Origin of the sequence: Salipiger sp. PrR003 (assembly GCF_010500785.1) — a bacterium.
GTDB classification, from domain to species: Bacteria; Pseudomonadota; Alphaproteobacteria; order Rhodobacterales; family Rhodobacteraceae; genus Salipiger; species Salipiger pacificus_A.
Window position 1 is genome coordinate 85515 of record NZ_JAAGOV010000037.1, and the last position, 20113, is coordinate 105627.

Below are 20113 nucleotides of genomic sequence, written 5' to 3' on the forward strand. Positions count from 1 at the left end.
GAACACATGGAAACTTTCAGCCTCGGCGTCATCCTCTTCACCCTGATCGTGATCGCGCTGGTGACCGTCATCCTGCTCGCGCGCTCGCGGCTGGTGTCGACGGGCAACGTCAACATCACCCTCAACGGCGAGAAGACCATCTCGGTCCCTGCGGGCGGCAAGCTGCTGCAGACCCTCGCCGGCCAGAAGCTCTTCGTCCCCTCCGCCTGCGGTGGCGGCGGTACCTGCGCGCAGTGCCGGGTGCGGGTGCATTCGGGTGGTGGGTCGATCCTGCCCACCGAAGAGAGCCACATCACCAAGCGCGAAGCCGCCTGCGGCGACCGCCTGTCCTGTCAGGTCGCGGTCAAGCAGGACATGGAGATCGAGGTCCCCGAAGAGGTCTTCGGCGTCAAGAAGTGGGAATGCACCGTGCGTTCCAACGAGAACGTCGCGACCTTCATCAAGAACCTCGTGCTGGAACTGCCCGAAGGCGAGGACGTCAACTTCCGCGCTGGTGGCTACATCCAGATCGAGGCGCCGGCGCACAAGCTGTCCTACAAGGACTTCGACATCGCCGAGGAGTATCGCCCGGATTGGGACAAGTTTAACCTCTGGCAGTACGAGTCCACCGTCGACGAGCCGATCGAGCGGGCCTATTCGATGGCCAACTACCCCGATGAAAAAGGGGTGATCATGCTCAACGTCCGCGTCGCCTCGCCGCCGCCGGGCTCCACCGGCATTCCGGCCGGGAAGATGTCTTCCTACATCTTCAACCTCAAACCCGGCGACAAGGTCACCATTTCCGGTCCGTTCGGCGAGTTCTTCGCCCGCGACACCAAGAAGGAAATGGTCTTCATCGGCGGCGGCGCGGGCATGGCCCCGATGCGCTCGCACATCTTCGACCAGCTCAAGCGGCTCGAGAACCGCGACCGGAAGATCACCTTCTGGTACGGCGCGCGCTCCAAGCGCGAGATGTTCTTCGTCGAGGACTTCGACGAGCTGGCCAAGGAGTTCGACAACTTCGAATGGCACGTCGCCCTGTCGGACGCGCTGCCCGAGGACGAGTGGAAGGGCTACACCGGCTTCATCCACAACGTGCTCTACGAAGAGTATCTGAAGAACCACCCGAACCCCGAGGACTGCGAGTTCTACATGTGCGGCCCGCCCATCATGAACCAGTCGGTGATCAACATGCTGCTGGATCTGGGCGTCGACCGCGAGGACATCATGCTCGACGACTTCGGCGGTTGAGCCGGACGGCAGGATTGGAAAAGGGGGGCTTCGGCCCCCCTTTTTTTGCGTTTCGGGGGGATGACCGCCGCAGCGCCCCTTGGGTGTCGCGGTGGGTTTCGCGGTGCGCAGCTTGCGGGCTGCGCTCCTCCGGCGCTCTCAGCTCTCGTAGAGCTCCAGCGGCAACCCGTCGGGATCAGCGAAGAAGGTGAAGCGCTTGCCGGTCAGCGTGTCGACCCGCACCGGCTCGACCGCGATGCCCTCGTCCTCCAGCCAGCGCACGGCCTCGTCCATGTCCGCGACGCGAAACGCCAGATGGCGGAGCCCCTTGGCCTCGGGCCGCGAGGGGCGGTCGGGCGGCTCGGGGAAGCTGAACAGTTCCAGCTGACCGCCGCCCGGCACGGCAAGGTCGAGCTTCCAACTGCCGCGCTCGGCGCGGTGGGTCTCGGCGATCACGGTGAGTCCCAGAAGATCGACGTAGAAAGCGCGGCTGCGGGCATAGTCGCCGCAGATCAGCGCCACGTGGTGCAAGCCTTGCAGCATGGGCGGTCTCCTGATGATCCAGCTTTTCTTATGCCGCGGCGGGCAGGTTGGTCCAATGCGAAACATCCCGGTGAGAGAGGTTTACCTTCCGTTCAGTTTCGCGGCGCAGCCTCTTGCGCAAAGGAGGTCCGCCATGACCGTGTCGAGCCCATCCCGCCCGCCACAGAGCCTGCCGGCGCCGTTCGGCAATCTCACGCTGTCGGCCTTGCGCGTAGCCTGAGCAATGTCGCCACCGGCACGGGGGATGACGCCCAGCGGTTGGCCGGGGGTCGAACAGCTGCACGCGCAGGTGCCACTGGACGGCCTGGCCTGAGCGGCTCGCCCTCCTAGACGAACTGCTCGCGGATCAGCCGTTCTTCCAGCCCGTGGCCGGGGTCGAACATCACCCGGTGGGCCACATCGGGGGCCGAGCGGATGTCGACACGCACCACATCGCGCACCGACTCGCTGTCCGCCTCTGCCATCACCGGGCGCTTCTCGTGTTCGAGCACTTCGAAGCTGACTTCTGCCGCCTTGGGCAGCAGCGCCCCGCGCCAGCGCCGCGGGCGGAAGGCGGCCACGGCGGTCAGCGCAAGCACCTCGGAGCCGATGGGCAGGATCGGCCCGTGCGCCGAGTAGTTGTAGGCGGTCGAACCGGCGGGGGTGGCCAGCAGCGCGCCGTCGCAGACCAGCTCGGGGAGGCGCAGCTTTCCGTCCACGTGGATCGCCAGCCGGGCCGCCTGCGGTCCGGTGCGGAGCAGCGAGACCTCGTTGATTGCCAGTGCCTCATGGACCGCGCCGTCCACGGTTGTGGCCGACATCGCCAGCGGCGTGATCACGGCCTCCTCGGCCTCTTCCAGCCGTTCCTCGAGCCGGTGCTCGGAATAGGCGTTCATCAGGAAGCCGACGGTGCCCCGGTTCATGCCGTAGACAGGCACGTTCAGCTCCTGCGTGCGGTGCAGGGTCTGCAGCATGAAGCCGTCCCCCCCGAGCGCCACGATCACGTCGGCGCCGCGCTCGGCATGGTCGCCGTAGCGGCGCGACAGCGCGGCATGGGCCGCCTGGGCGATCGGCGCGCGCGAGGCGCAAAAGGCAATTCTCAGTGACATGCGGTCGTGGTGGTCCTGCGGTTTCCTGTCCCGTCCGGGATGTTCCGAAACAACCACAAGTTTTCCTCCGCCGCCAGAGACGCCGGTGGAGAAACGCAAGCTGTCGCTTTGACATCTTTGCGTTACGCGCGCTTTCAAGTACTCAGGCGCCGGAACTCGAATCCTTGACCCCCGGAGACTGCCCATGACCGCCGCGCCCAGCGACACCGGCTTTTTCACCGAAGAGCTTTCCTCCCGCGATCCCGAACTCTTCGCGTCCATCACCGGCGAGCTTGGCCGCCAGCGCGACGAGATCGAGCTGATCGCCTCCGAGAACATCGTCTCGCGCGCCGTCATGCAGGCGCAGGGCTCGGTGATGACCAACAAATATGCCGAAGGCTACCCGGGCAAGCGCTACTACGGCGGCTGTGACTGGGTCGACGTGGCCGAGAACCTCGCCATCGACCGCGCCAAGCAGCTCTTCGGCTGCGAGTTTGCCAACGTGCAGCCGAACTCCGGCTCCCAGGCCAACCAGGGTGTCTATCAGGCGCTGATCCAGCCCGGTGACACGATCCTCGGCATGAGCCTCGACGCGGGTGGTCACCTGACCCATGGCGCCAAGCCCAACCAGTCGGGCAAATGGTTCAACGCCGTGCAATACGGCGTGCGCAAGCAGGACAACCTGCTGGACTACGACCAGGTTCAGGAGCTGGCCAACGAGCACAAGCCCAAGCTGATCGTCGCTGGCGGCTCGGCCATTCCGCGCCAGATCGATTTCGCCAAGATGCGCGAGATCGCCGACAGCGTCGGCGCCTACCTGATGGTCGACATGGCGCATTTCGCGGGCCTTGTGGCCGGCGGTGAGCACCCCTCGCCCTTCCCGCACGCGCATGTGGCCACCACCACCACCCACAAGACCCTGCGCGGCCCGCGCGGCGGCATGATCCTGACCAATGACGAGACCATCGCCAAGAAGGTCAACTCGGCGATCTTCCCCGGCATCCAGGGCGGCCCGCTGATGCATGTCATCGCCGGCAAAGCCGTGGCCTTCGGCGAGGCGCTGCGCCCCGAGTTCAAGGATTACGCCAAGCAGGTCATCGCCAACGCTCAGGCGCTGTCGGACCAGCTGATCAAGGGCGGGCTCGACACCGTGACCCATGGCACCGACACCCACGTGGTGCTGGTCGACCTACGCCCCAAGGGTGTGAAGGGCAACGCCACCGAGAAAGCCCTCGGCCGCGCGCATATCACCTGCAACAAGAACGGCGTGCCGTTCGACCCGGAAAAGCCGACCGTGACCTCGGGCATCCGCCTCGGCTCGCCCGCCGGCACCACGCGCGGCTTCAAGGAAGCCGAGTTCCGCAAGATCGCCGACTGGATCATCGAGGTCGTCGACGGGCTGGCGGCCAACGGTGAGGACGGCAATGCCGAGGTCGAGGCCAAGGTGAAGGCCGAGGTCGAGGCGTTCCTCAAGGACTTCCCCATCTACCCGACGCTCTGAGCTTCGGTTCGGCGAAAGACCGAGGGGCGGGCCAAAGGCCCGCCCTTTTCTTTTGTTCGACTCCCCGGGACCGTCCGGCGGGTCCCTTCGGCAAATACATGCGCCCGGCATCTATTTTTCCGCCGCCCCCTTGGCGACGCAGCGAAAACCGGCTCTACCTTGGCTGCAGGCCCTTTCGCTTCCGTCGCTTCCACGGGCCGGCGACCAGCCCCCGAGCCAAATGCCCACCAAATCCGCGTCGCCCCTCACCGTCCTGCGCATCCCCGCCTTCCGGGCACGCTGGACCGCCTCCATGGCCTCGAACCTTGGCACGCTGGTGCAGTCGGTCGGCGCAGGCTGGATGATGACGCAGATCTCGGACAGCGATGCCATGGTCGCGCTGGTGCAGGCGGGGGTGACGGTGCCGACCATGCTCTTTGCCGTCTTTGCCGGGACGCTCGCGGACAATTTCGACCGCCGCCGGGTGATGATCGGGGCGCAGCTCTTCATGATGGCCTCGGCCTCGCTGCTCTGCGCGCTGGCCTGGCTCGATATGCTGACGCCCTGGTTGCTGCTGGTGCTGACCTTCCTGATCGGCACCGGATCGACCTTCTTCAACCCGTCGTGGCAGGCCTCGCTTGGGGATATCGTGCCGCGCAATGACCTGCCCTCTGCGGTGACGCTCAATTCGATGGCGTTCAACGCCATGCGCTCGATCGGCCCGGCGATCGGCGGCATCATCGTCGCGGCCGCAGGGGCCGCCGCGGCCTTCGCGCTCAACGCCGTCAGCTACCTGCCGATGATCGCCGTGCTCTGGCGGTGGAAGTCGCCACCGCCCGACAGCAAGCTGCCACCCGAACCCATGCGCTTCGCGGTTGGCTCGGGGCTGCGCTATGTTGCCATGTCGCCAAACCTGATGAACGTCATGGGCCGCGCCTTCGGCTTCGGCTTCGGCTCGGTGGCGGTGCTCTCGCTGCTGCCACTGGTGGCGCACGAAAGGCTGGGCGGAGACGCCTCGACCTTCGGCATCATGCTGGGCTGCTTCGGCGTCGGCGCGGTGATCGGGGCGCTCAACAATGCCCGGCTGCGGGACCATTTCGACAACGAGCACCTGGTGCGCTTCGCCGCCGTCGCCGCGATGGTCGGCACGGCGATCCTGGCGGTGGCGCCGACGCTCTGGGCCTGCCTTCCGGCGCTGCTGCTCAACGGCATGGCCTGGACGGTGGCGCTCTCGCTGCTCAACGTGACGGTGCAGCTCTCGACCCCGCGCTGGGTGGTGGGCCGGGCCATCGCGCTCTACCAGTCGGCCAGCTTCGGCGGCATGGCGGCGGGCAGCTGGGTCTGGGGCTCGGTCTCCGATGGCTGGGGCCTCGGCGTGGCGCTCGGGGGCGCGGCCTGCCTGCTGGCGGTGGCGGCGCTGGTCGGGCTCAAGATGCCGCTGCCCGAGTACAGCGACCTCGACCTCTCGCCGCTCGACCTGTTCAAGGAGCCCGCGCTGCAGCTCGACCTGAAGCTGCGCAGCGGTCCCATCGTCGCCGTGACGCAGTTCGAGATCGACCCGGACGACGTGCCGCAGTTCCTCGCCATCATGGCCGAGCGGCGGCGGGTGCGGATCCGCGACGGCGCGCAGAACTGGGTTCTGATGCGCGACCTCGAGGACCCGCGGATCTGGGAAGAGACCTATCACGTGCCGACCTGGGTCGAATACATCCGCCACAACACTCGCCGCACCAAGGCTGACGGCGGCACTTTCGAACGGCTGATGGCGCTGCACCGGGGGGCCGAGCGCCCGCACACCCGTCGGATGATAGAGCGCCAGTCGATCCCGCGCCGCCGGGGCGGGGTCTACGACTTCAACCTCTGATCGCTCAAGTGTCGGTCTCTTCGTCGTGCCCCTCGTCGCCGGCACGGAACGAGGTCACCCGGTCCTCGCGGGCGTAATAGGGCTCGCCTTCGTCTGGGGCTTTGTCGGGGGCCTTGTCGGCGGGCTTGCCCGCTGTCGCCTTGCCCGCGTCGCCGAAGGGCAGGGCGGCGGGCGCGGCCATATGGACGTGCATGTCGGCCTGCGGGAAGGGGATCGAGATCCCCTCGCGGTCGAAGGCCTCTTTCACCTGCCTTGTGAGATCCCAGTAGACCGTCCAGTAGTCGTCGACCTTGGTCCAGGGACGGCAGACGAAATCCACCGAGCTTGCCCCCAGCGCGTTGACCCGGATCACCGGCGCCGGATCGTCGAGGATCAGCGGGTGCTCGGCGACCACCTGCTCGAGCACCTCCTGGGCCTTTTCGATCGAGTCGCCATAGCCGATGCCGAAGGTCAGATCGACGCGGCGGGTGTCACTGGCGGTTGTGTTGGTGATGACATCGCCCCAGACCTTCGAGTTCGGGATGACGATGACCTGATTGTCGGGGGTGACCACGGTGGTCGAGACGATCGAAACGGATTTCACCGTGCCGCCGGTGCCGGCGACGGTGACGTAGTCGCCCTCGTCGAAGGGGCGGTTGATCATGATCATCAGCCCCGCGGCGAGGTTGCCCAGCGTGTCCTGCATGGCAAAGGCGATGATGAAGGAGGCACCGCCGACCAACGCGAAGAGCGGCGTCACGTCGATTCCAAGGGCGCTGAGCACGATCATCAGCCCGAAGGCGATGGTCAGCCAATAGATCCCCATGACGATGAAAGCCTGCAGCAGCTTCGACAGGTCCGGCACCCGTGACAGTCCGCGCCGCGCCACGCCGCGAACCGTTCGGGCGATGATCATCAAAGCCAGCAGCGCGCCGATGATCACCGCGGCGCGTAGCGCCAGCTTGATGCCGCCATCCTCGTCCGTCGCCCAGTTCACCGCCTGTGCCAACAGGGTGCGCCAATCGGCGCGCTGTGTTTCGTCGACGTGGATCGCAGCGCGGTAGGCGCGGAACTTCGCGACCTCGGCGGCGTCGCCACCCTTGGCTTCGAAACCGTCGACCACGGTCGAGAGGTTTTCGAAGGCGTTGTTGCGCAGCTCCACCAACTGCGTCAGCCGCTCGCGCGGCACCTCCGTCTCGCCCGCGCTTTCCTTGGCGACCACGGCGAGCTGCTCTTCGACCACCGCCTTGGTCATGCCCTTGGCCATGTTCTGCCACGCCAGCGCAAGCTGTCCCATCTCCTCGGCGGTCAGGGGCAACGCGCGGATGGCAAGCTCTTCCGAAGGGATGGAAGGGTCGGTCAGCGCGGAGATCAGCTCCGCATCGCTTTGGGCTGCCAGCGGAGCGTCTGCCGCACCCTTCGCGCCGATCACCTGCTGGCTCGACGTGATCGCCTGTCGGGCGCGTTCCTCGGCGCTGTCGATGGCCTCTTCGGCGGGGGAGGGTGGGCTCTCGGCCTGGCTGCTCTCGGCGGGCGCCGGAGCATCGGCGGTTTCTTGCGCGGCCAGGGCTGTGGCGGCGTGACCCATCAGCAAGACAAGGAGAATACGGAGAAACGGCAGGATCGCGCGCGGCATGCGGACCTCGTAATAATATGTTTTTCAAAGGGCTAAAAGTCTTCGGATCGCTATGCCGCGAGTTTAGCAGGTTGCCCCCGCGAAAGGCACTCCCGGCGGCAAGCCTCGGTCACCGGATATGCGTTCGGCGTTGGTTGCCCGCGGGCCGCAGGGCTCCCGAAACGAAGACACCCGCCGGAGGTCCGGCGGGTGTCGGTCATTTGCAACGGCGGCCGCGTCGGGCCGCGCGCCGGATCACTCCGGGTTTTTGGCGAAGCGCAGGTAGGGCAGCTTGATGTCGAGCGCGCCGTATTTCTCGGAGGCCTGCTCGTCGTTCAGCGACAGGGCGACGATCACGTCCTGGCCGACCTCCCAGTTGGCGGGGGTGGCGAGCGGCTGCTCGTAGGTGCGCTGCAGGCCATCGAGTGCGCGCAGCACCTCGGCGAAGTTGCGGCCCACCGACATCGGGTAGGTCATCATCAACTGCACCTTCTTGTTCGGCGCGATGATGAAGACCGAGCGCACAGTGGCGCTGTCGGCCGGGGTGCGGCCGTCGGGCAGGTAGGCGTCGGCGGGCAGCATGTCGAGCGCCTTGGCGACCTCGAGCCCATCGTCGGCGATGATCGGGAACCCGGCCTCGGCCCCGGCAACTGCCTCGATGTCGCCCTTCCACTTCTTGTGCTCGGCAACGCCGTCAACCGAGATGCCCATCACCTTTGTGCCACGCTTGGCCCATTCGTCCGAGAGCTGCGCCACGGCGCCGAACTCGGTGGTGCAGACCGGGGTGAAGTCCTTGGGGTGCGAGAAGAGGATCGCCCAGCTGTCGCCGATCCAGTCGTGCAGGTCATATTCGCCCTGATCGGTGGTCACGTGAAGGTTCGGAATGGTGTCGTTGATGCGCAGAGCCATGGGAATATCCTTTCCTGTCCGACTGATCGGCTTGGGGTCTCGCGAAATAGATACGGGCCGGACCCACGATGTAAAGAGCCCGCTTGCGGAGGTCGCGGCGCGGTGACACTCTGCCGCCAGAAATAATTTGATCAAATTCCGACTCAAAGACAGACCAACGGAGACCAATATGATCGAGAAGCGCCAGTTCTACATCGACGGCCAATGGGTGGACCCGGCCAAGCCGCGCGATCACGCGGTGATCAACCCTGCCACCGAAGAGCCCTGCGCGATCATCTCGCTGGGAGATCAGGCCGACACGGACGCCGCCGTCGCCGCCGCCAAGGCGGCGCTGCCGGGCTGGATGGCGACCCCGGTCGCCGAGCGCATCGGCTACGTCGAGAAGCTGCTCGAGGTCTACAATGCGCGCGCCGAGGAAATGGCGCAGGCGATGACGCTCGAGATGGGCGCGCCGATCTCGCTTTCGCGCGCGGACCAGGTCGGGGCCGGCACCTTCCACCTCACCAACTTCATCCGCGCCGCCAAGGAATTCCCCTTTGAGCATTCCCTGCGCGAAGACCTTCCCGAGCACCGGATCATCCACGAGGCAGTCGGCGTTGCGGCGCTGATCACCCCGTGGAACTGGCCGATGAACCAGGTCACGCTGAAGGTCGGCGCCGCTGCAGTGGCCGGCTGCACCATGGTGCTGAAACCCTCCGAGGAAAGCCCGCTCGACGCCATCCTCTTTGCCGAGATGATGCATGAAGCCGGCTTCCCCAAGGGCGTCTTCAATCTCGTCAACGGCGACGGGACCGGTGTCGGCTCGCAGCTGTCGTCGCATGTGGACGTGGACATGGTCAGCTTCACCGGCTCGACCCGCGCCGGCCGGGCAATCTCGAAGGCCGCCGCCGACACGCTGAAGCGCGTGCACCTCGAGCTCGGTGGCAAGGGCGCGAACCTCGTCTTCGCGGACGCCGACCCCGAGGCGGTGAAGCGCGGCGTTCTGCACATGATGGAAAACTCCGGCCAGAGCTGCAACGCGCCGTCGCGGATGATCGTCGAGGCGCCCTTCTATGACACGGCGGTCGAGCAGGCGGCGCAGGCCGCAGAGGCGGTGAAGGTTGCCGATCCGCAGCAGGAGGGCGATCATATCGGCCCGGTGGTCAACCAGACCCAGTGGAGCAAGATCCAGGACCTCATCCAGAAGGGCATCGACGAGGGTGCGCGGCTGGTGGCCGGAGGACTTGGCCGTCCTGAAGGGCTCAACAAGGGGTTTTACGTGCGCCCGACGGTTTTTGCCGACGTGACCCCGGAGATGACCATCGCCCGCGAGGAGATTTTCGGCCCGGTGCTTTCGGTGATGAAGTTCGAGACCGAGGAAGAAGCGGTGCGCGTCGCCAATGACACGCCTTACGGGCTGACCAACTACGTCCAGAGCTCCGATGCGGCGCGGGTCAACCGTTTGAGCCGTCTGCTGCGCTCGGGCATGGTGCAAAACAACGGCACCGGCCGCGCTGCGGGCGCGCCCTTCGGCGGCATGAAGCAGTCGGGCAATGGCCGCGAGGGCGGATCCTTCGGCATCCTCGACTTCCTCGAGGTGAAGTCGGTCAGCGGCTGGGCCGCCGAGTAAGCCGCTTCTCTACTCGCAGACACGGATGACGCGGCGCTCTTCACGGGCGCCGCGTTCGTGTTTGCCGCCGGACGCCACGGGCGGGAGTAACTGCAGAACGATGAACGGCCTCATAGCCCGAGGGTTGCCAGCGCGGTGTCCAGCGGCGCGGGTTCCCTGAACCGCAGGCGTACCGGCAGGCTCAGCACCTTGGGGCGGAAGGACTCGGGCAGGCGCGCGGCGTCCTTCTCGGTGGTGACGAGCTGCGCGCCCAGCATCTGCGCCTCGCGCTCCAGCCGGGTCAGCAGCGCGGTGGTGAAGGGCTGGTGATCGTCCAGCGCCTCGGCCCGGACGATATTCGCGCCAAGGCCCCTCAGCGTGGCAAAGAACTTCTCGGGATGACCGATCCCGGCAAATGCCAGCGCCGGAAGATCCTGCCAGTCCATGCCGGTCTGCAGCGGCTCCAGCGCGCCGCGCAGGCGAGGCAGGGAGATCGCGCTGCCCCATTGGGCGTCGAAGCCGCGCTGTGCCTCTTCCCCGCCGATCGACAGCAGAAGGTCGGCGCGCTTCAGCCCCGCGCTCACCGGCTCGCGCAGCGGCCCGGCGGGCAGGCAGCGGCCGTTGCCGAAGCCGTATCGGGCATCCACCACGACGATAGAGAGATCCTTGGCCAGTGCCGGGTTCTGCAGCCCGTCGTCGAGGATGATGACCTTGGCCCCCGCGGCAACGGCGGCGCGCGCCCCGGCGGCGCGGTCGCGCGCCACCCAGACCGGGCCGAAGGCGGCAAGCAGCAACGGTTCGTCGCCGACCTCTGCCGCGCTGTGCCGGCGCGGGTCCACCTGCACCGGGCCGGTCAGGCTGCCGCCATGCCCGCGCGAGACCACATGTGCCCCGACCTCGCGCAGCCTCTCCAGCAGTGCGATCACCGTGGGGGTCTTGCCGGTGCCCCCGGCGTTGATATTGCCGACGCAGATCACCGGCACGGGAACCCTCTCGCCCGGTCCCGAGGCGACGCGCCGCGCCGTGGCGCGGGCGGTGAGCGCACCGAGCGGGGCGAGCAGGCGGGCCTGCCAGGCGGGGGCGCCCGGGGGCGTCTGCCAGAAGCTAGGAGCGCGCATCAGGCGACCTCGTCTTCGTCGAGCCAGCCGCAGGCCAGAGCGATCATCTCGTCGGTCAGCTCTGCGCCCTGGGTGATCACGTCCCAGCCCGCATGCGCCATGGCGGCGGCGCGGTCGGGGGCCACAAGCTGGCTGAGCGCCCCGGCGAGCGAGTCGAAATCGCGTACGATCCGCGCCGCACCGGCCTCGGCCAGCAGTGAATAGGCGGGCAGGTGGCGCCCAACGTTGGGCCCGTAGAGCAGCGCGATGCCATGGGCGGCGGCTTCCATAGGGTCCTCGCCGCCGTGGCCGTTGACCAGCGAACCGCCAAGGAAGGCCACCGGCGCAAGCCGGTACCAGAGTCCGAGCTCAGAGGCGTCCTCGGTGACCAGCACCTGGGTGTTCTCATCGGGCATCTCCCCCGCCTCCCAGGCGCAGAGGCGCAGGCCCGACTCCCGGGCAACCTCGGCCACTGCGGGCGCCAGGTCGTGGGTGGCGGGCACGAGAACCAGCATCAGCCGGTGCGCGAGGCGCACGGCGCGCTTGTGGGCGTGGAGCACCTCCTCGGCCTCCTGGGCGCTGCGCAGCTTCGCCGCGAGCCAGATTGGCCGGCCGGTGAGCACCCCGGCCATTTCCTCGTAGAGCTTCTCGTTGCAGTCGAGCGGCGGGGCGCTGTCGGTGAGCGGACCGAGCGTCGGCATGACGCTCTCCTCGACCCCAGCGCGGCGGAGGCGGCGACGGGCCGGCTCGTCCACCGGGCAGATGCGATCAAAAAAATGCAGCGTCGCGGCGGTGGGATCGGGCACCCAGCTGGGCGCGGGGCTGGTCCAAGGCGCGTCGCGCGCGTCGAGCAGCACCAGCCGAGTGCCGATCTGTTGCAGCCTCTGCAGCAGCGCCGGGCGCAACTCCTGCCCGGTCCAGAAGCCGAGCTGCGGGCGCCAATGCGCGACGAAGGCGGCGATCTCGGACGGACTCTCGCCGGGCAGATCGGCATGCAAAGCGCCCTCGGGCGCGTGGTCGGGCTCGCCGGTGATCAGCAGCCCCAACTCGGGACGCTGGATTTTCATCCGGGTTGCCAGCGCCGAGAGGGCCCGGGCCGAGCCCGGGCCTCCGGCGTGCAACCAGAGCAGCGTCCCGTCGGGCCGGGCGCGGGGCGCCGAGCCCGGCGTCGCCCCGCGGCCACGCGCATAGGCCATGTAGGCCGACAGGGAGAACGGCCTGCGCGCCATGGGTGTCAGCCGAGTTCTTCGGTCGCGGAGACCTCGGTTTCCTCGTCCCGCAGGCGGTGGATGTGGGCGATGAAGTAGCGCATGTGGGCGTTGTCCACGGTGCGCTGCGCCTCGGCCTTCCAAGCGTCGTAGGCAGAGGCGTAATCGGGGAACATGCCGACGATGTGGATGTCGTTCACGTCCTTGAAGACGGACTTCTCGGGGGTGACGAGCTCGCCGCCGAAGACGAGGTGGAGACGTTGGGGCATGGGGGGTCCTTTCCCGTACAGACGCGCGCAACCTACTTTCTGCACCCGCAGCGTCAAGATTCTACCGCAGGTCAGCGTTACGCCGCTGGTTCACATGTCTATGGAAGGCTCGGAACGATCAAAGCGCCAGCGTCAGCCGCCCCATGATGTCGGCGTGCAGCGCCGGGTTGGCGGCGACCACTCCGGGATGCTGCGGATGGCGGGCGTTGAACCTTAGCGGGCGCCCGAGCCGGTCCGTGACCCTGGCCCCGGCTTCCTGCAGCAGCAGCGTTCCGGCAGCGATGTCCCACTCCCAAGTCGGGCGAAAGGTCAGCATGGCATCAAAGCGCCCCTCGGCCACCAGCCCCAGCCGATAGGCGAGCGAGGGACGATGCGCGCGGCGGATCGGCGGCAGCGGAACGCGCCAGTAGGGGCTGTCCATCACCGGTCGCGGGGCCAGGACTTCGGCGTCGTCCAGCGTGCCGGTCAGGGTGGTGCGCAGCGGTACGCCATTCAGCACCGCGCCCTGTCCGAGCGCGGCGCTATAGAGCAGGTCCCGCTTCGGAAGATAGATGGCGGCTGCGGTGATCACGCCGTTTTCGGCCACCGCCAGCGAATGCGCCCAGGTGTCCTCTCCGGCGATGAACGAGCGGGTGCCGTCAATGGGATCGACGATGAACACCCGCTCGGCGGCGCGGCGCGCGGCATTGTCGACGCTTTCCTCCGACAGCCAGCCGTAATCCGGCTGGGCGCTGCGCAGCAGCTCTTCGAGCCGGGCGTTGACCGCGAGATCGGCGGCGGTCACGGGGCTGCCGTCGGCGGCCTTGTACCGGACATCAAGCGCGTCCCCGGTGAAGGAGAGCGCAATCTCGCCCGCCGCGCGGGCCGCGCGCTCGAGCAGCGCGCGATCGGCGGCGTGACCCGGAGCGGGATCACTCGCCGGCAAGCGTCAGCCCCTCGACCAGCAGCGAGGGCACGACCCGCGACAGCCAGGGCCGGGCGTCGTTCGACGGCACCAGCGCGCGCAGCATCTGCCGCAGGTTGCCAGCGATGGTGACCCCCGAGACGGGATAGGCGATCTCGCCGTTTTCCACCCACCAGCCCGCGGCGCCGCGCGAGTAGTCGCCGGTGTTGGGGTTGATCGTCGCGCCGATCATCGACGTCACCACCAAGCCGCGGCCCATCTCGGCGATGAGCTGCTCGGGCGATTTGTCGCCCTGCGTCAGCTCGAGGTTCCAGGCGGTCGGCGAGGGCCCCGACGAGGTGCCGCGCGCGGCGTTGCCGGTGGGTGCCATGCCCAGCTTGCGGGCGGTGGCGAGATCGAGCGACCATCCCGTAAGCACGCCATCCTTGACCAGCGCGCGGCGCTGCGTCGGCAGCCCCTCGGCATCGAAGGGGCGCGAGCCCGAGATGCGCGGGCGGTGCGGGTCCTCGATCAGCGAGATGCCGTCCGGCAGCACCGCCTCGCCGAGCGCGTCGCGCAGCCAGGACCCGCCCCGCGCCACCGAAGCGCCGTTGGCGGCGGCCACCAGGTGACCGATCAGCGAAGACGCAATGCGCTCGTCAAAGAGCACCGGGTAGGCCCCGGTCTTCGGCTTGCGCGGGTTCAGCCGGTCGAGCGCCCGGGTCGCGGCGCGGTGACCGATTTCGGCGGGGCTGCGCAGGTCGGACTGGAACGTGCGGCTGTCGCCGTCGTAGTCGCGCTCCATTCCCAGCCCGCTCCCGGCGATGGCAACGCAGGAGGTCGAGCGGGCGGTGCGCGCATAGCCTCCGGCAAAGCCGTTGCTGGCCGCGAGGAACACCCGCTGCGCGTCGTAGGAGGCCGAGGCCGACTGCACCTGGCTCACGCCCTCGACCGCCAGCGCCGCCGCCTCGGCTTCGAGGGCATCGCGCTGCAGCGCATCGGGCGCGGGGTCGGCGGACGGATCCGCCAGCTCGAGTGCATCCAGATCCCAGCCGGTCGCCAGCTGCGATGGATCGGCAAGCCCGGCGAAGGGATCCTCGGGCGCCTCGCGCGCCATCGCCACGGCGCGTTCGGCCAGGGCCGCCAGCGTCGCGGGCTTCACATCCGAAGTCGAGACCACCGCGCTGCGCTGGCCAAGCAGCACGCGCAGGCCGACGTCGACGCCCTCGGAGCGCTCGGCGTGCTCCAGAGCGCCGGCGCGCACGTCGATGCTGAGCGAGGTGCCGTCGATGGCAATGGCGTCCGCCGAGTCTGCGCCGGCCTTGCGCGCGGCCTCGAGCAGCTGCGCGGTCAGACCCTGCAGGTCCCGGGCCGCCGGGTGGTTGCGCTCTGTGCCGTCCATGTCGCCTCCGGTATGTCGTCAAGTTGATTTGGTAGGCCGCGGAGCTTGCTCCAACCGCCTTACTCGGCCGGAACCACCACGCCGATGAGCGGCCCAAGCGTCCGGCCAATGTCTGTCCTGCCGGCCTCCGGCGCGAAGAGCCGCGAGACGTTGCCATCGAAGAACAGCGCGTTGGGCATCTTCAGCCCGTCCCGGAACAGCGTGCCGAACTCGTAGAAGCTCACCGGCTCCTCGGAAATGGCAAAGACCAGCGTCTTGCCGTCGGCCGTGGTGCCGACCCCGTTGCGGATGTAGCGCGAGTTGCTGTCGGGCAGGAAGCGCGGGTGCAGCTCGCCGTCGATCACCAGCATCGGCCCCGACTGCGTGGCATAGCGGCAGTCGGGCTTGCGGGTGAGAAAATCGCGGGTCTCATACACCTGTGCCTCGCCCGCGCCGATGCAGAGCACGCCGTTCGGCAGCATGCCGAAATTGCCGGGCCCGGGGCTGGAGATGACGCGCATCTCCTCCTGGCCGTTCTCGACGTAATGGCCGACCGGCGCGCGGTCCTCGTGGTACATGCCGGCGTTCATCGCAAAGGCCAGCCTCTCGCCCTTTTGGCGCAGCGCGGCGTCGAGGGTCGAAAAATGTCCCCAGACCGTGCCGTCGGGCGCGCGCAGGAAGGTGCGCAGGTCCTCGTCGGCGCCCACGGTGCAGAGCGTGTAGCGCTTGCCCTCGTGGCTGGCACCCTCGCAGCTGACGGCCCCCGCTTGCGACGGCAGCAGCGAGGGGAGCAGCGCCGCAGCCGCAAGCGCCAGCGCAGTGAAGCCCGCGCGAAGCCTCACGCGTCGTCGTCCCCGTCCGCGTCCTGTCCCTCGACGTCGCGGCGCACGGCCTCCTGCGAGAACAGGCGGCGGGTCTCGTCGAGCCGGTCGAAGGTCTCATCGTGGCGGAAGCGCAGCTCCGGCGCGTATTTCAGCGTCAGCTCCTTCGAGACGAGGCGGCGCAACTCGGATTTGTTGCGCTCGAGCAGCTCGAACATATTGCCTTCCTGCTTGCCGCCGAGCGGCACGACATAGGCGGTTGCAACCTTGAGATCGGTAGAGACCCGAACCTCGCCGACGGTGATCGAAAGCCGGTTCAGCTCGGGGTCGTGCACCTCGCCGCGGTTGAGCACGTCCGCCAAGGTGCGGCGAATGAGTTCGCCGACACGAAGCTGTCTCTGGCTGGGGCCGGAGCCCTCGTGGAATCTGTTCTTTGCCATGGCGCAGACATAGGCGCCTTGCGCGGATTTGCCAAGAACGCGAACGCATAGCGGTGCCGGCGCAGGGAGGCGGCGCGCCGACATCGCCTTTGCCATCGGCAGCGCAGCAGAGTATGCCCTGCGGGAAACTCAGGATCGGAGAGCAAGATGTCGGAACTGCCGGGGGTTGTCGTCACGGGCGTGTCGGGACGGATGGGCCAGATGCTGGTGCGCGAGGTGCTGGCCAGCGACAAGCTGAAACTCGTCGGCGCCGTCGAGCGGAGCGGCAACGACTGGGTGGGCCGCGACCTCGGCACCTGCATGGGCGGCACCGAGCTTGGGCTTTCTGTCAGCGACGATCCGCTCGAGACCTTCGCCAAGGCGCAGGCGGTGCTCGACTTCACCGCTCCCGCGGCCACCGTGCAGTTCGCCGAGCTGGCGGCGCAGGCCCGTGCCGTGCACGTGATCGGCACCACCGGCCTCGAAGAGAGCCATCTCGAGAAAATCCGCGCTGCGGCCCGCCATGCAGTGATCGTGCGCGCCGGCAACATGAGCCTCGGCGTCAATCTGCTGACCAAGCTGACCAAGCAGGTCGCGGCGGCGCTCGACGCGGATTGGGACATCGAGATCGTCGAGATGCACCATAACCGCAAGGTCGATGCCCCGTCGGGCACTGCGCTGATGCTTGGCGAGGCGGCGGCCGAGGGCCGGGGCGTGAGTCTCGCCGAGGCTTCGGACCGCGGTCGTGACGGCATCACCGGGGCGCGCGAGCGCGGCGCAATCGGCTTTGCTGCGCTGCGCGGCGGCGACGTGGTTGGCGAGCACGAGGTGATTTTCGCTGCCGCCGGCGAGCGCATCACCCTCAAGCACATCGCATCGGACCGCGCGCTCTTTGCCCGCGGCGCGCTGAAGGCGGCCCTCTGGGGGCAGGACAAGGCGCCGGGCGAATATGACATGCTCGACGTGCTCGGCCTCGGCGACTGACGCCGCACCCGGCCGAGAGCGCGGGAGCGCCTCCGGCGGACGTATGCAATAAAGAGAAGAAAGGGGGGCCGTTGCCCCCCCCAACGCGCGTCAGTGTGTTCTCGAGCTGACCGGCGATCAGAAATCGATCGCGATGCCCTTTTTCTCCCAATCGCCGTAGCGCGCCGGGTCGAGTCCGTCGCGGCCGCCATACTCCTTGGCGCGGGGATCCTTGGCCAGCGCCTCCTCGGCGGCCTTGCGGCGCTCGGCGGCCTCGGCCAGCGCCCGCTGCGCGGCAGCGGGAAGCTCCGTGGGAAGCTCGGCGGGGTTCTCGGTGTGATCGGGGCTGGTGTCGTCGCTCATGGCCATGCCCTCCTCGGGCGTGCTTTCCTTGCGTGGGTCGGCTTGATATAGGCCCGTGGATCATGCGCGGGCAAGACCCGCAGGTTTGCGGAGTGGTCCCATGGCAGCCAACGGCGCGGAAAAAACGGAAGCAGCGAGCCCGGCACGGGCGGCGGCGGTGGCGCTGCTCGGGCAGGTGCTGGGGCAGGGGCGGCTGCTCAGCGAGGCAATGCAGGGCGGGCCCTTCGTCAAGCTCGAGGCTTCGGAGCGCGCGGCGGCGCAACGGCTGGCCACCGGCGTGCTGCGCAACCTGGCGCGCTGCGACCAGATGCTGAAGTCGCGCCTGCGCAAAGCGCCGCCGCTCTTCGTGCGCAACGTGCTGCGGCTCGGCACCTATGAGCTCTGCACCGGTGGCGCGGCGCATGGCGTGGTGAACGATTGTGTCAGCCTGATTTCGGCGGACCGCAAGACCAAGACCATGTCGGGGTTGGTCAACGCCATCCTGCGCCGCCTGTCGGAAGAGGGACCGGAGCAATGGGCGAAGCTGCGCGCGCCGCGGCTGCCGCGCTGGCTGCGCGAGCCGCTGGCCGCGGCCTGGGGCGGCAAGGCGGTATCGGCCATGGAACGCGCCCACGCCGCTGGCGCGCCGCTTGACATCACCGTGACGTCGGATGCCGAAGGCTGGGCCGCGAAGCTGGGCGCCGAGCTCTTGCCCACCGGCTCGTTGCGGCTGGCCGAGCCGGGTCAGGTTTCGGCGCTTCCGGGTTTCGACGAAGGCGCCTGGTGGGTGCAAGACGCTGCCGCGGCGATGCCCGCCAAGCTGCTTGGCGACGTGGCGGGGCTGGCGGTGCTCGACATGTGCGCGGCGCCGGGTGGCAAGACCCTGCAGCTGGCGGCTGCAGGGGCCGAGGTCACCGCGCTCGATCTGTCGGAGAGCCGCATGGCGCGGATCACGGAGAACCTGCTGCGCACCGGGCTAAAGGCCGCGACGGTTGTCGGCGACGCGCTGAAGGCGGAGGGCAGCTTCGACGCAATCCTGCTCGACGCGCCCTGTTCGGCCACCGGCACCATACGCCGCCACCCCGACCTGCCGCATGCCAAGCAGGGCGAGGGCATCTCCGAGCTCATCGGCTTGCAGGCGGCGATGATCGACCACGCGCTGCGGCTGCTGAAGCCGGGCGGCCGGCTGGTCTTCTGCACCTGCTCGCTGCTGCCGGACGAGGGCGAATGCCAGGTCGAAGAGGCGCTGTCGCGCCATGACGGGCTGACCGTGGCACCGCTCGAGGCCGAGTGGATCGAGCCGGCGTGGCGTTCCGAAGAGGGCGGGCTGCGGCTGCGCCCCGACTACTGGCCCGAGCGTGGCGGCATGGACGGCTTCTACGTCGCCGTGCTGCAGGCGCCCGCGGGCTGACGCCGCGCTGCGGCCCGTTGGCTTCGGGCCGCGGGCCGCGCCAGCCGTTGCGCGCAGGCCGCAAACCCGGCGCGACGGGATCGCGTTTGCGCGATTCCGGGCGCTTGCCCGGTGACTTGCGCCGCCGCGAGGTCTACCCTTGCCGCAAAAGCCCCGAGGCGGGCGGAAGGGCAGGGCATGGTAGATATGGCGAGCTGGTCGGTCACCGCCACGCAGTTTCTCAACCGCGTGCATTCGCGGCTCGCCGCGCGCGCGGGCAGCGCCACTGCCTTTGTCTCGCAGCCCGAGCCGCGCACCACCGGGCAACTCGCCCGGGGCCGCCAGCTTTGCGCCGGCAACCTGATGTTCGCCGGCTACCTTGCCGAGGGCAAGGGCGCGATGATCTGGGACATCGAGCTCGAGGACCGCGCCTGGCAAGAAGAGATCCATGCCTTCCGTTGGCTGGACGATCTCGCCGCACTGGGTGATGCGGAGGCGCGCAAGCTGGCGCAGGACTGGCTGATGGGCTGGATCGCGCGCTACGGGCGCGGCAGCGGTCCGGGCTGGGTGCCCGAGCTTGCCGGGCGGCGGCTGATCCGCTGGATCCACCATGCGCTTTTCCTGCTGCGCGGCATGAGCGCCGAGGACTCGGCGGCCTTTTACCGGGCACTGGCGGCGCAAACGCGCTTTCTTGCCAAGCGGCGCGGCGCGGCCCTGCCGGGGCTGCCGCGCTTCGAGGCGCTCACCGGGCTGATCTACGCCGCGCTCTCGCTCGAGGGGATGCGGGCCTATCTCGATCCGGCGCGGCAGGCGCTGGATTCGGAATGCAGCCGGCAGATCGACGTGGCGGGCGGCCTGCCGACACGCAACCCCGAGGAATTGCTGGAGGTCTTCACCCTGCTCACCTGGGCGCGGGCGGCGCTGGAGGAGGCCGACCTCGAACCCGGCGGCGCGCATCTCAACGCCATCACCCGCATCGCGCCGACGCTGCGCGCGCTGCGCCATGCCGACGGCGGGCTGGCGCGCTTTCACGGCGGCGGGCGCGGGGCCGAGGGGCGGCTCGACCAGGCGCTGGCGGCCTCGGGG

Annotated in this window: 18 protein-coding genes and 1 pseudogene; 7 read left to right on the top strand and 12 right to left on the bottom strand. The window is 68.5% G+C overall.

Features of this window, described 5'->3' with window-relative positions; all coding sequences use genetic code 11:
• Positions 1-6 precede the first annotated feature (6 nt).
• Entirely contained in the window at positions 7-1230 is a 1224-nt protein-coding gene (gene nqrF / locus G0D83_RS11805) for an NADH:ubiquinone reductase (Na(+)-transporting) subunit F (protein ID WP_164193856.1), read from the top strand.
• A gap of 138 nt (positions 1231-1368) precedes the next feature.
• Here the strand turns inward: nqrF and G0D83_RS11810 are convergent, their stop codons facing one another.
• Together G0D83_RS11810 and G0D83_RS11815 are read right to left on the bottom strand one after the other, a co-directional pair.
• The gene (locus G0D83_RS11810) at positions 1369-1752 is read right to left on the bottom strand and encodes a VOC family protein (RefSeq protein WP_164193859.1); all 384 of its coding nucleotides are present in this window, start codon (positions 1750-1752) and stop codon (positions 1369-1371) included.
• A gap of 326 nt (positions 1753-2078) precedes the next feature.
• Positions 2079-2840 carry an NAD kinase gene (locus tag G0D83_RS11815; RefSeq protein WP_164193861.1) on the bottom strand — a complete coding sequence of 254 codons (762 nt, stop codon included), beginning with the start codon at positions 2838-2840 and terminating at the stop codon, positions 2079-2081.
• A gap of 184 nt (positions 2841-3024) precedes the next feature.
• Here G0D83_RS11815 and glyA point away from each other — a divergent pair, with 184 nt between their 5' ends.
• Together glyA and G0D83_RS11825 are read left to right on the top strand one after the other, a co-directional pair.
• A complete protein-coding gene (gene glyA, locus G0D83_RS11820) occupies positions 3025-4320 on the top strand; it encodes a serine hydroxymethyltransferase (RefSeq protein WP_164193864.1) in 1296 nt (431 codons plus the stop codon).
• Between the two features lie 220 nt (positions 4321-4540).
• Positions 4541-6163 (top strand): MFS transporter, encoded by a 1623-nt coding sequence (locus G0D83_RS11825; RefSeq protein WP_164193867.1) that lies wholly within the window; start codon positions 4541-4543, stop codon positions 6161-6163.
• 4 nt (positions 6164-6167) lie between these two features.
• Here G0D83_RS11825 and G0D83_RS11830 read toward each other — a convergent pair whose 3' ends face one another.
• Together G0D83_RS11830 and G0D83_RS11835 are read right to left on the bottom strand one after the other, a co-directional pair.
• Positions 6168-7778, bottom strand: coding sequence for a mechanosensitive ion channel family protein (locus tag G0D83_RS11830; RefSeq protein ID WP_235939642.1), 1611 nt, complete (start codon positions 7776-7778; stop codon positions 6168-6170).
• A gap of 234 nt (positions 7779-8012) precedes the next feature.
• The gene (locus G0D83_RS11835) at positions 8013-8666 is read right to left on the bottom strand and encodes a peroxiredoxin (protein WP_108968151.1); all 654 of its coding nucleotides are present in this window, start codon (positions 8664-8666) and stop codon (positions 8013-8015) included.
• Between the two features lie 169 nt (positions 8667-8835).
• Between G0D83_RS11835 and G0D83_RS11840 the strand changes: the two genes are divergently transcribed.
• Positions 8836-10275, top strand: coding sequence for an aldehyde dehydrogenase family protein (locus tag G0D83_RS11840; protein ID WP_164193870.1), 1440 nt, complete (start codon positions 8836-8838; stop codon positions 10273-10275).
• Between the two features lie 110 nt (positions 10276-10385).
• Here G0D83_RS11840 and lpxK read toward each other — a convergent pair whose 3' ends face one another.
• The 7 genes from lpxK to rbfA form a co-directional block, all read right to left on the bottom strand.
• Positions 10386-11372, bottom strand: coding sequence for a tetraacyldisaccharide 4'-kinase (gene lpxK / locus G0D83_RS11845; protein WP_164193874.1), 987 nt, complete (start codon positions 11370-11372; stop codon positions 10386-10388).
• Positions 11372-12580, bottom strand: coding sequence for a 3-deoxy-D-manno-octulosonic acid transferase (locus G0D83_RS11850; protein ID WP_164193878.1), 1209 nt, complete (start codon positions 12578-12580; stop codon positions 11372-11374). The genes lpxK and G0D83_RS11850 overlap by 1 nt, the downstream gene beginning before the upstream one ends.
• Before the next feature lie 5 nt (positions 12581-12585).
• The gene (locus tag G0D83_RS11855) at positions 12586-12828 is read right to left on the bottom strand and encodes a DUF4170 domain-containing protein (RefSeq protein WP_108968144.1); all 243 of its coding nucleotides are present in this window, start codon (positions 12826-12828) and stop codon (positions 12586-12588) included.
• Between the two features lie 118 nt (positions 12829-12946).
• Entirely contained in the window at positions 12947-13753 is an 807-nt protein-coding gene (locus G0D83_RS11860; protein ID WP_164193881.1) for a 3'(2'),5'-bisphosphate nucleotidase CysQ, read from the bottom strand.
• Positions 13740-15113 (bottom strand): TldD/PmbA family protein, encoded by a 1374-nt coding sequence (locus tag G0D83_RS11865; RefSeq protein ID WP_164193884.1) that lies wholly within the window; start codon positions 15111-15113, stop codon positions 13740-13742. The genes G0D83_RS11860 and G0D83_RS11865 overlap by 14 nt, the downstream gene beginning before the upstream one ends.
• A gap of 59 nt (positions 15114-15172) precedes the next feature.
• Entirely contained in the window at positions 15173-15934 is a 762-nt protein-coding gene (locus tag G0D83_RS11870) for a phosphodiester glycosidase family protein (RefSeq protein ID WP_370457231.1), read from the bottom strand.
• Positions 15931-16353, bottom strand: a complete 423-nt coding sequence (gene rbfA, locus G0D83_RS11875; RefSeq protein ID WP_108968139.1) for a 30S ribosome-binding factor RbfA — start codon at positions 16351-16353, stop codon at positions 15931-15933. The genes G0D83_RS11870 and rbfA overlap by 4 nt, the downstream gene beginning before the upstream one ends.
• A gap of 147 nt (positions 16354-16500) precedes the next feature.
• On the opposite strand from rbfA, the gene dapB reads away from it, so the two are divergent.
• Positions 16501-17316, top strand: a complete 816-nt coding sequence (dapB, locus tag G0D83_RS11880) for a 4-hydroxy-tetrahydrodipicolinate reductase (RefSeq protein ID WP_164193887.1) — start codon at positions 16501-16503, stop codon at positions 17314-17316.
• Positions 17317-17433: 117 nt separating this feature from the next.
• On the opposite strand, the gene G0D83_RS11885 is transcribed toward dapB, so the two are convergent.
• The gene (locus G0D83_RS11885) at positions 17434-17658 is read right to left on the bottom strand and encodes a DUF1674 domain-containing protein (RefSeq protein ID WP_164193891.1); all 225 of its coding nucleotides are present in this window, start codon (positions 17656-17658) and stop codon (positions 17434-17436) included.
• Between the two features lie 100 nt (positions 17659-17758).
• On the opposite strand from G0D83_RS11885, the gene G0D83_RS11890 reads away from it, so the two are divergent.
• Together G0D83_RS11890 and G0D83_RS11895 are read left to right on the top strand one after the other, a co-directional pair.
• Positions 17759-19048, top strand: coding sequence for an RsmB/NOP family class I SAM-dependent RNA methyltransferase (locus G0D83_RS11890; RefSeq protein WP_164193894.1), 1290 nt, complete (start codon positions 17759-17761; stop codon positions 19046-19048).
• Between the two features lie 177 nt (positions 19049-19225).
• Positions 19226-20113 (top strand): annotated as a pseudogene (locus tag G0D83_RS11895) (heparinase); the annotation flags it as partial.

Bases quoted from the DNA above. Each gene is read 5' to 3' on its own strand.
- nqrF (WP_164193856.1), top strand. From the start codon at position 7: ATGGAAACTTTCAGCCTCGGCGTCATCCTCTTCACCCTGATCGTGATC.
- G0D83_RS11810 (WP_164193859.1), bottom strand. From the start codon at position 1,752: ATGCTGCAAGGCTTGCACCACGTGGCGCTGATCTGCGGCGACTATGCC.
- G0D83_RS11815 (WP_164193861.1), bottom strand. From the start codon at position 2,840: ATGTCACTGAGAATTGCCTTTTGCGCCTCGCGCGCGCCGATCGCCCAG.
- glyA (WP_164193864.1), top strand. From the start codon at position 3,025: ATGACCGCCGCGCCCAGCGACACCGGCTTTTTCACCGAAGAGCTTTCC.
- G0D83_RS11825 (WP_164193867.1), top strand. From the start codon at position 4,541: ATGCCCACCAAATCCGCGTCGCCCCTCACCGTCCTGCGCATCCCCGCC.
- G0D83_RS11830 (WP_235939642.1), bottom strand. From the start codon at position 7,778: ATGCCGCGCGCGATCCTGCCGTTTCTCCGTATTCTCCTTGTCTTGCTG.
- G0D83_RS11835 (WP_108968151.1), bottom strand. From the start codon at position 8,666: ATGGCTCTGCGCATCAACGACACCATTCCGAACCTTCACGTGACCACC.
- G0D83_RS11840 (WP_164193870.1), top strand. From the start codon at position 8,836: ATGATCGAGAAGCGCCAGTTCTACATCGACGGCCAATGGGTGGACCCG.
- lpxK (WP_164193874.1), bottom strand. From the start codon at position 11,372: ATGCGCGCTCCTAGCTTCTGGCAGACGCCCCCGGGCGCCCCCGCCTGG.
- G0D83_RS11850 (WP_164193878.1), bottom strand. From the start codon at position 12,580: ATGGCGCGCAGGCCGTTCTCCCTGTCGGCCTACATGGCCTATGCGCGT.
- G0D83_RS11855 (WP_108968144.1), bottom strand. From the start codon at position 12,828: ATGCCCCAACGTCTCCACCTCGTCTTCGGCGGCGAGCTCGTCACCCCC.
- G0D83_RS11865 (WP_164193884.1), bottom strand. From the start codon at position 15,113: ATGGACGGCACAGAGCGCAACCACCCGGCGGCCCGGGACCTGCAGGGT.
- rbfA (WP_108968139.1), bottom strand. From the start codon at position 16,353: ATGGCAAAGAACAGATTCCACGAGGGCTCCGGCCCCAGCCAGAGACAG.
- dapB (WP_164193887.1), top strand. From the start codon at position 16,501: ATGTCGGAACTGCCGGGGGTTGTCGTCACGGGCGTGTCGGGACGGATG.
- G0D83_RS11885 (WP_164193891.1), bottom strand. From the start codon at position 17,658: ATGAGCGACGACACCAGCCCCGATCACACCGAGAACCCCGCCGAGCTT.
- G0D83_RS11890 (WP_164193894.1), top strand. From the start codon at position 17,759: ATGGCAGCCAACGGCGCGGAAAAAACGGAAGCAGCGAGCCCGGCACGG.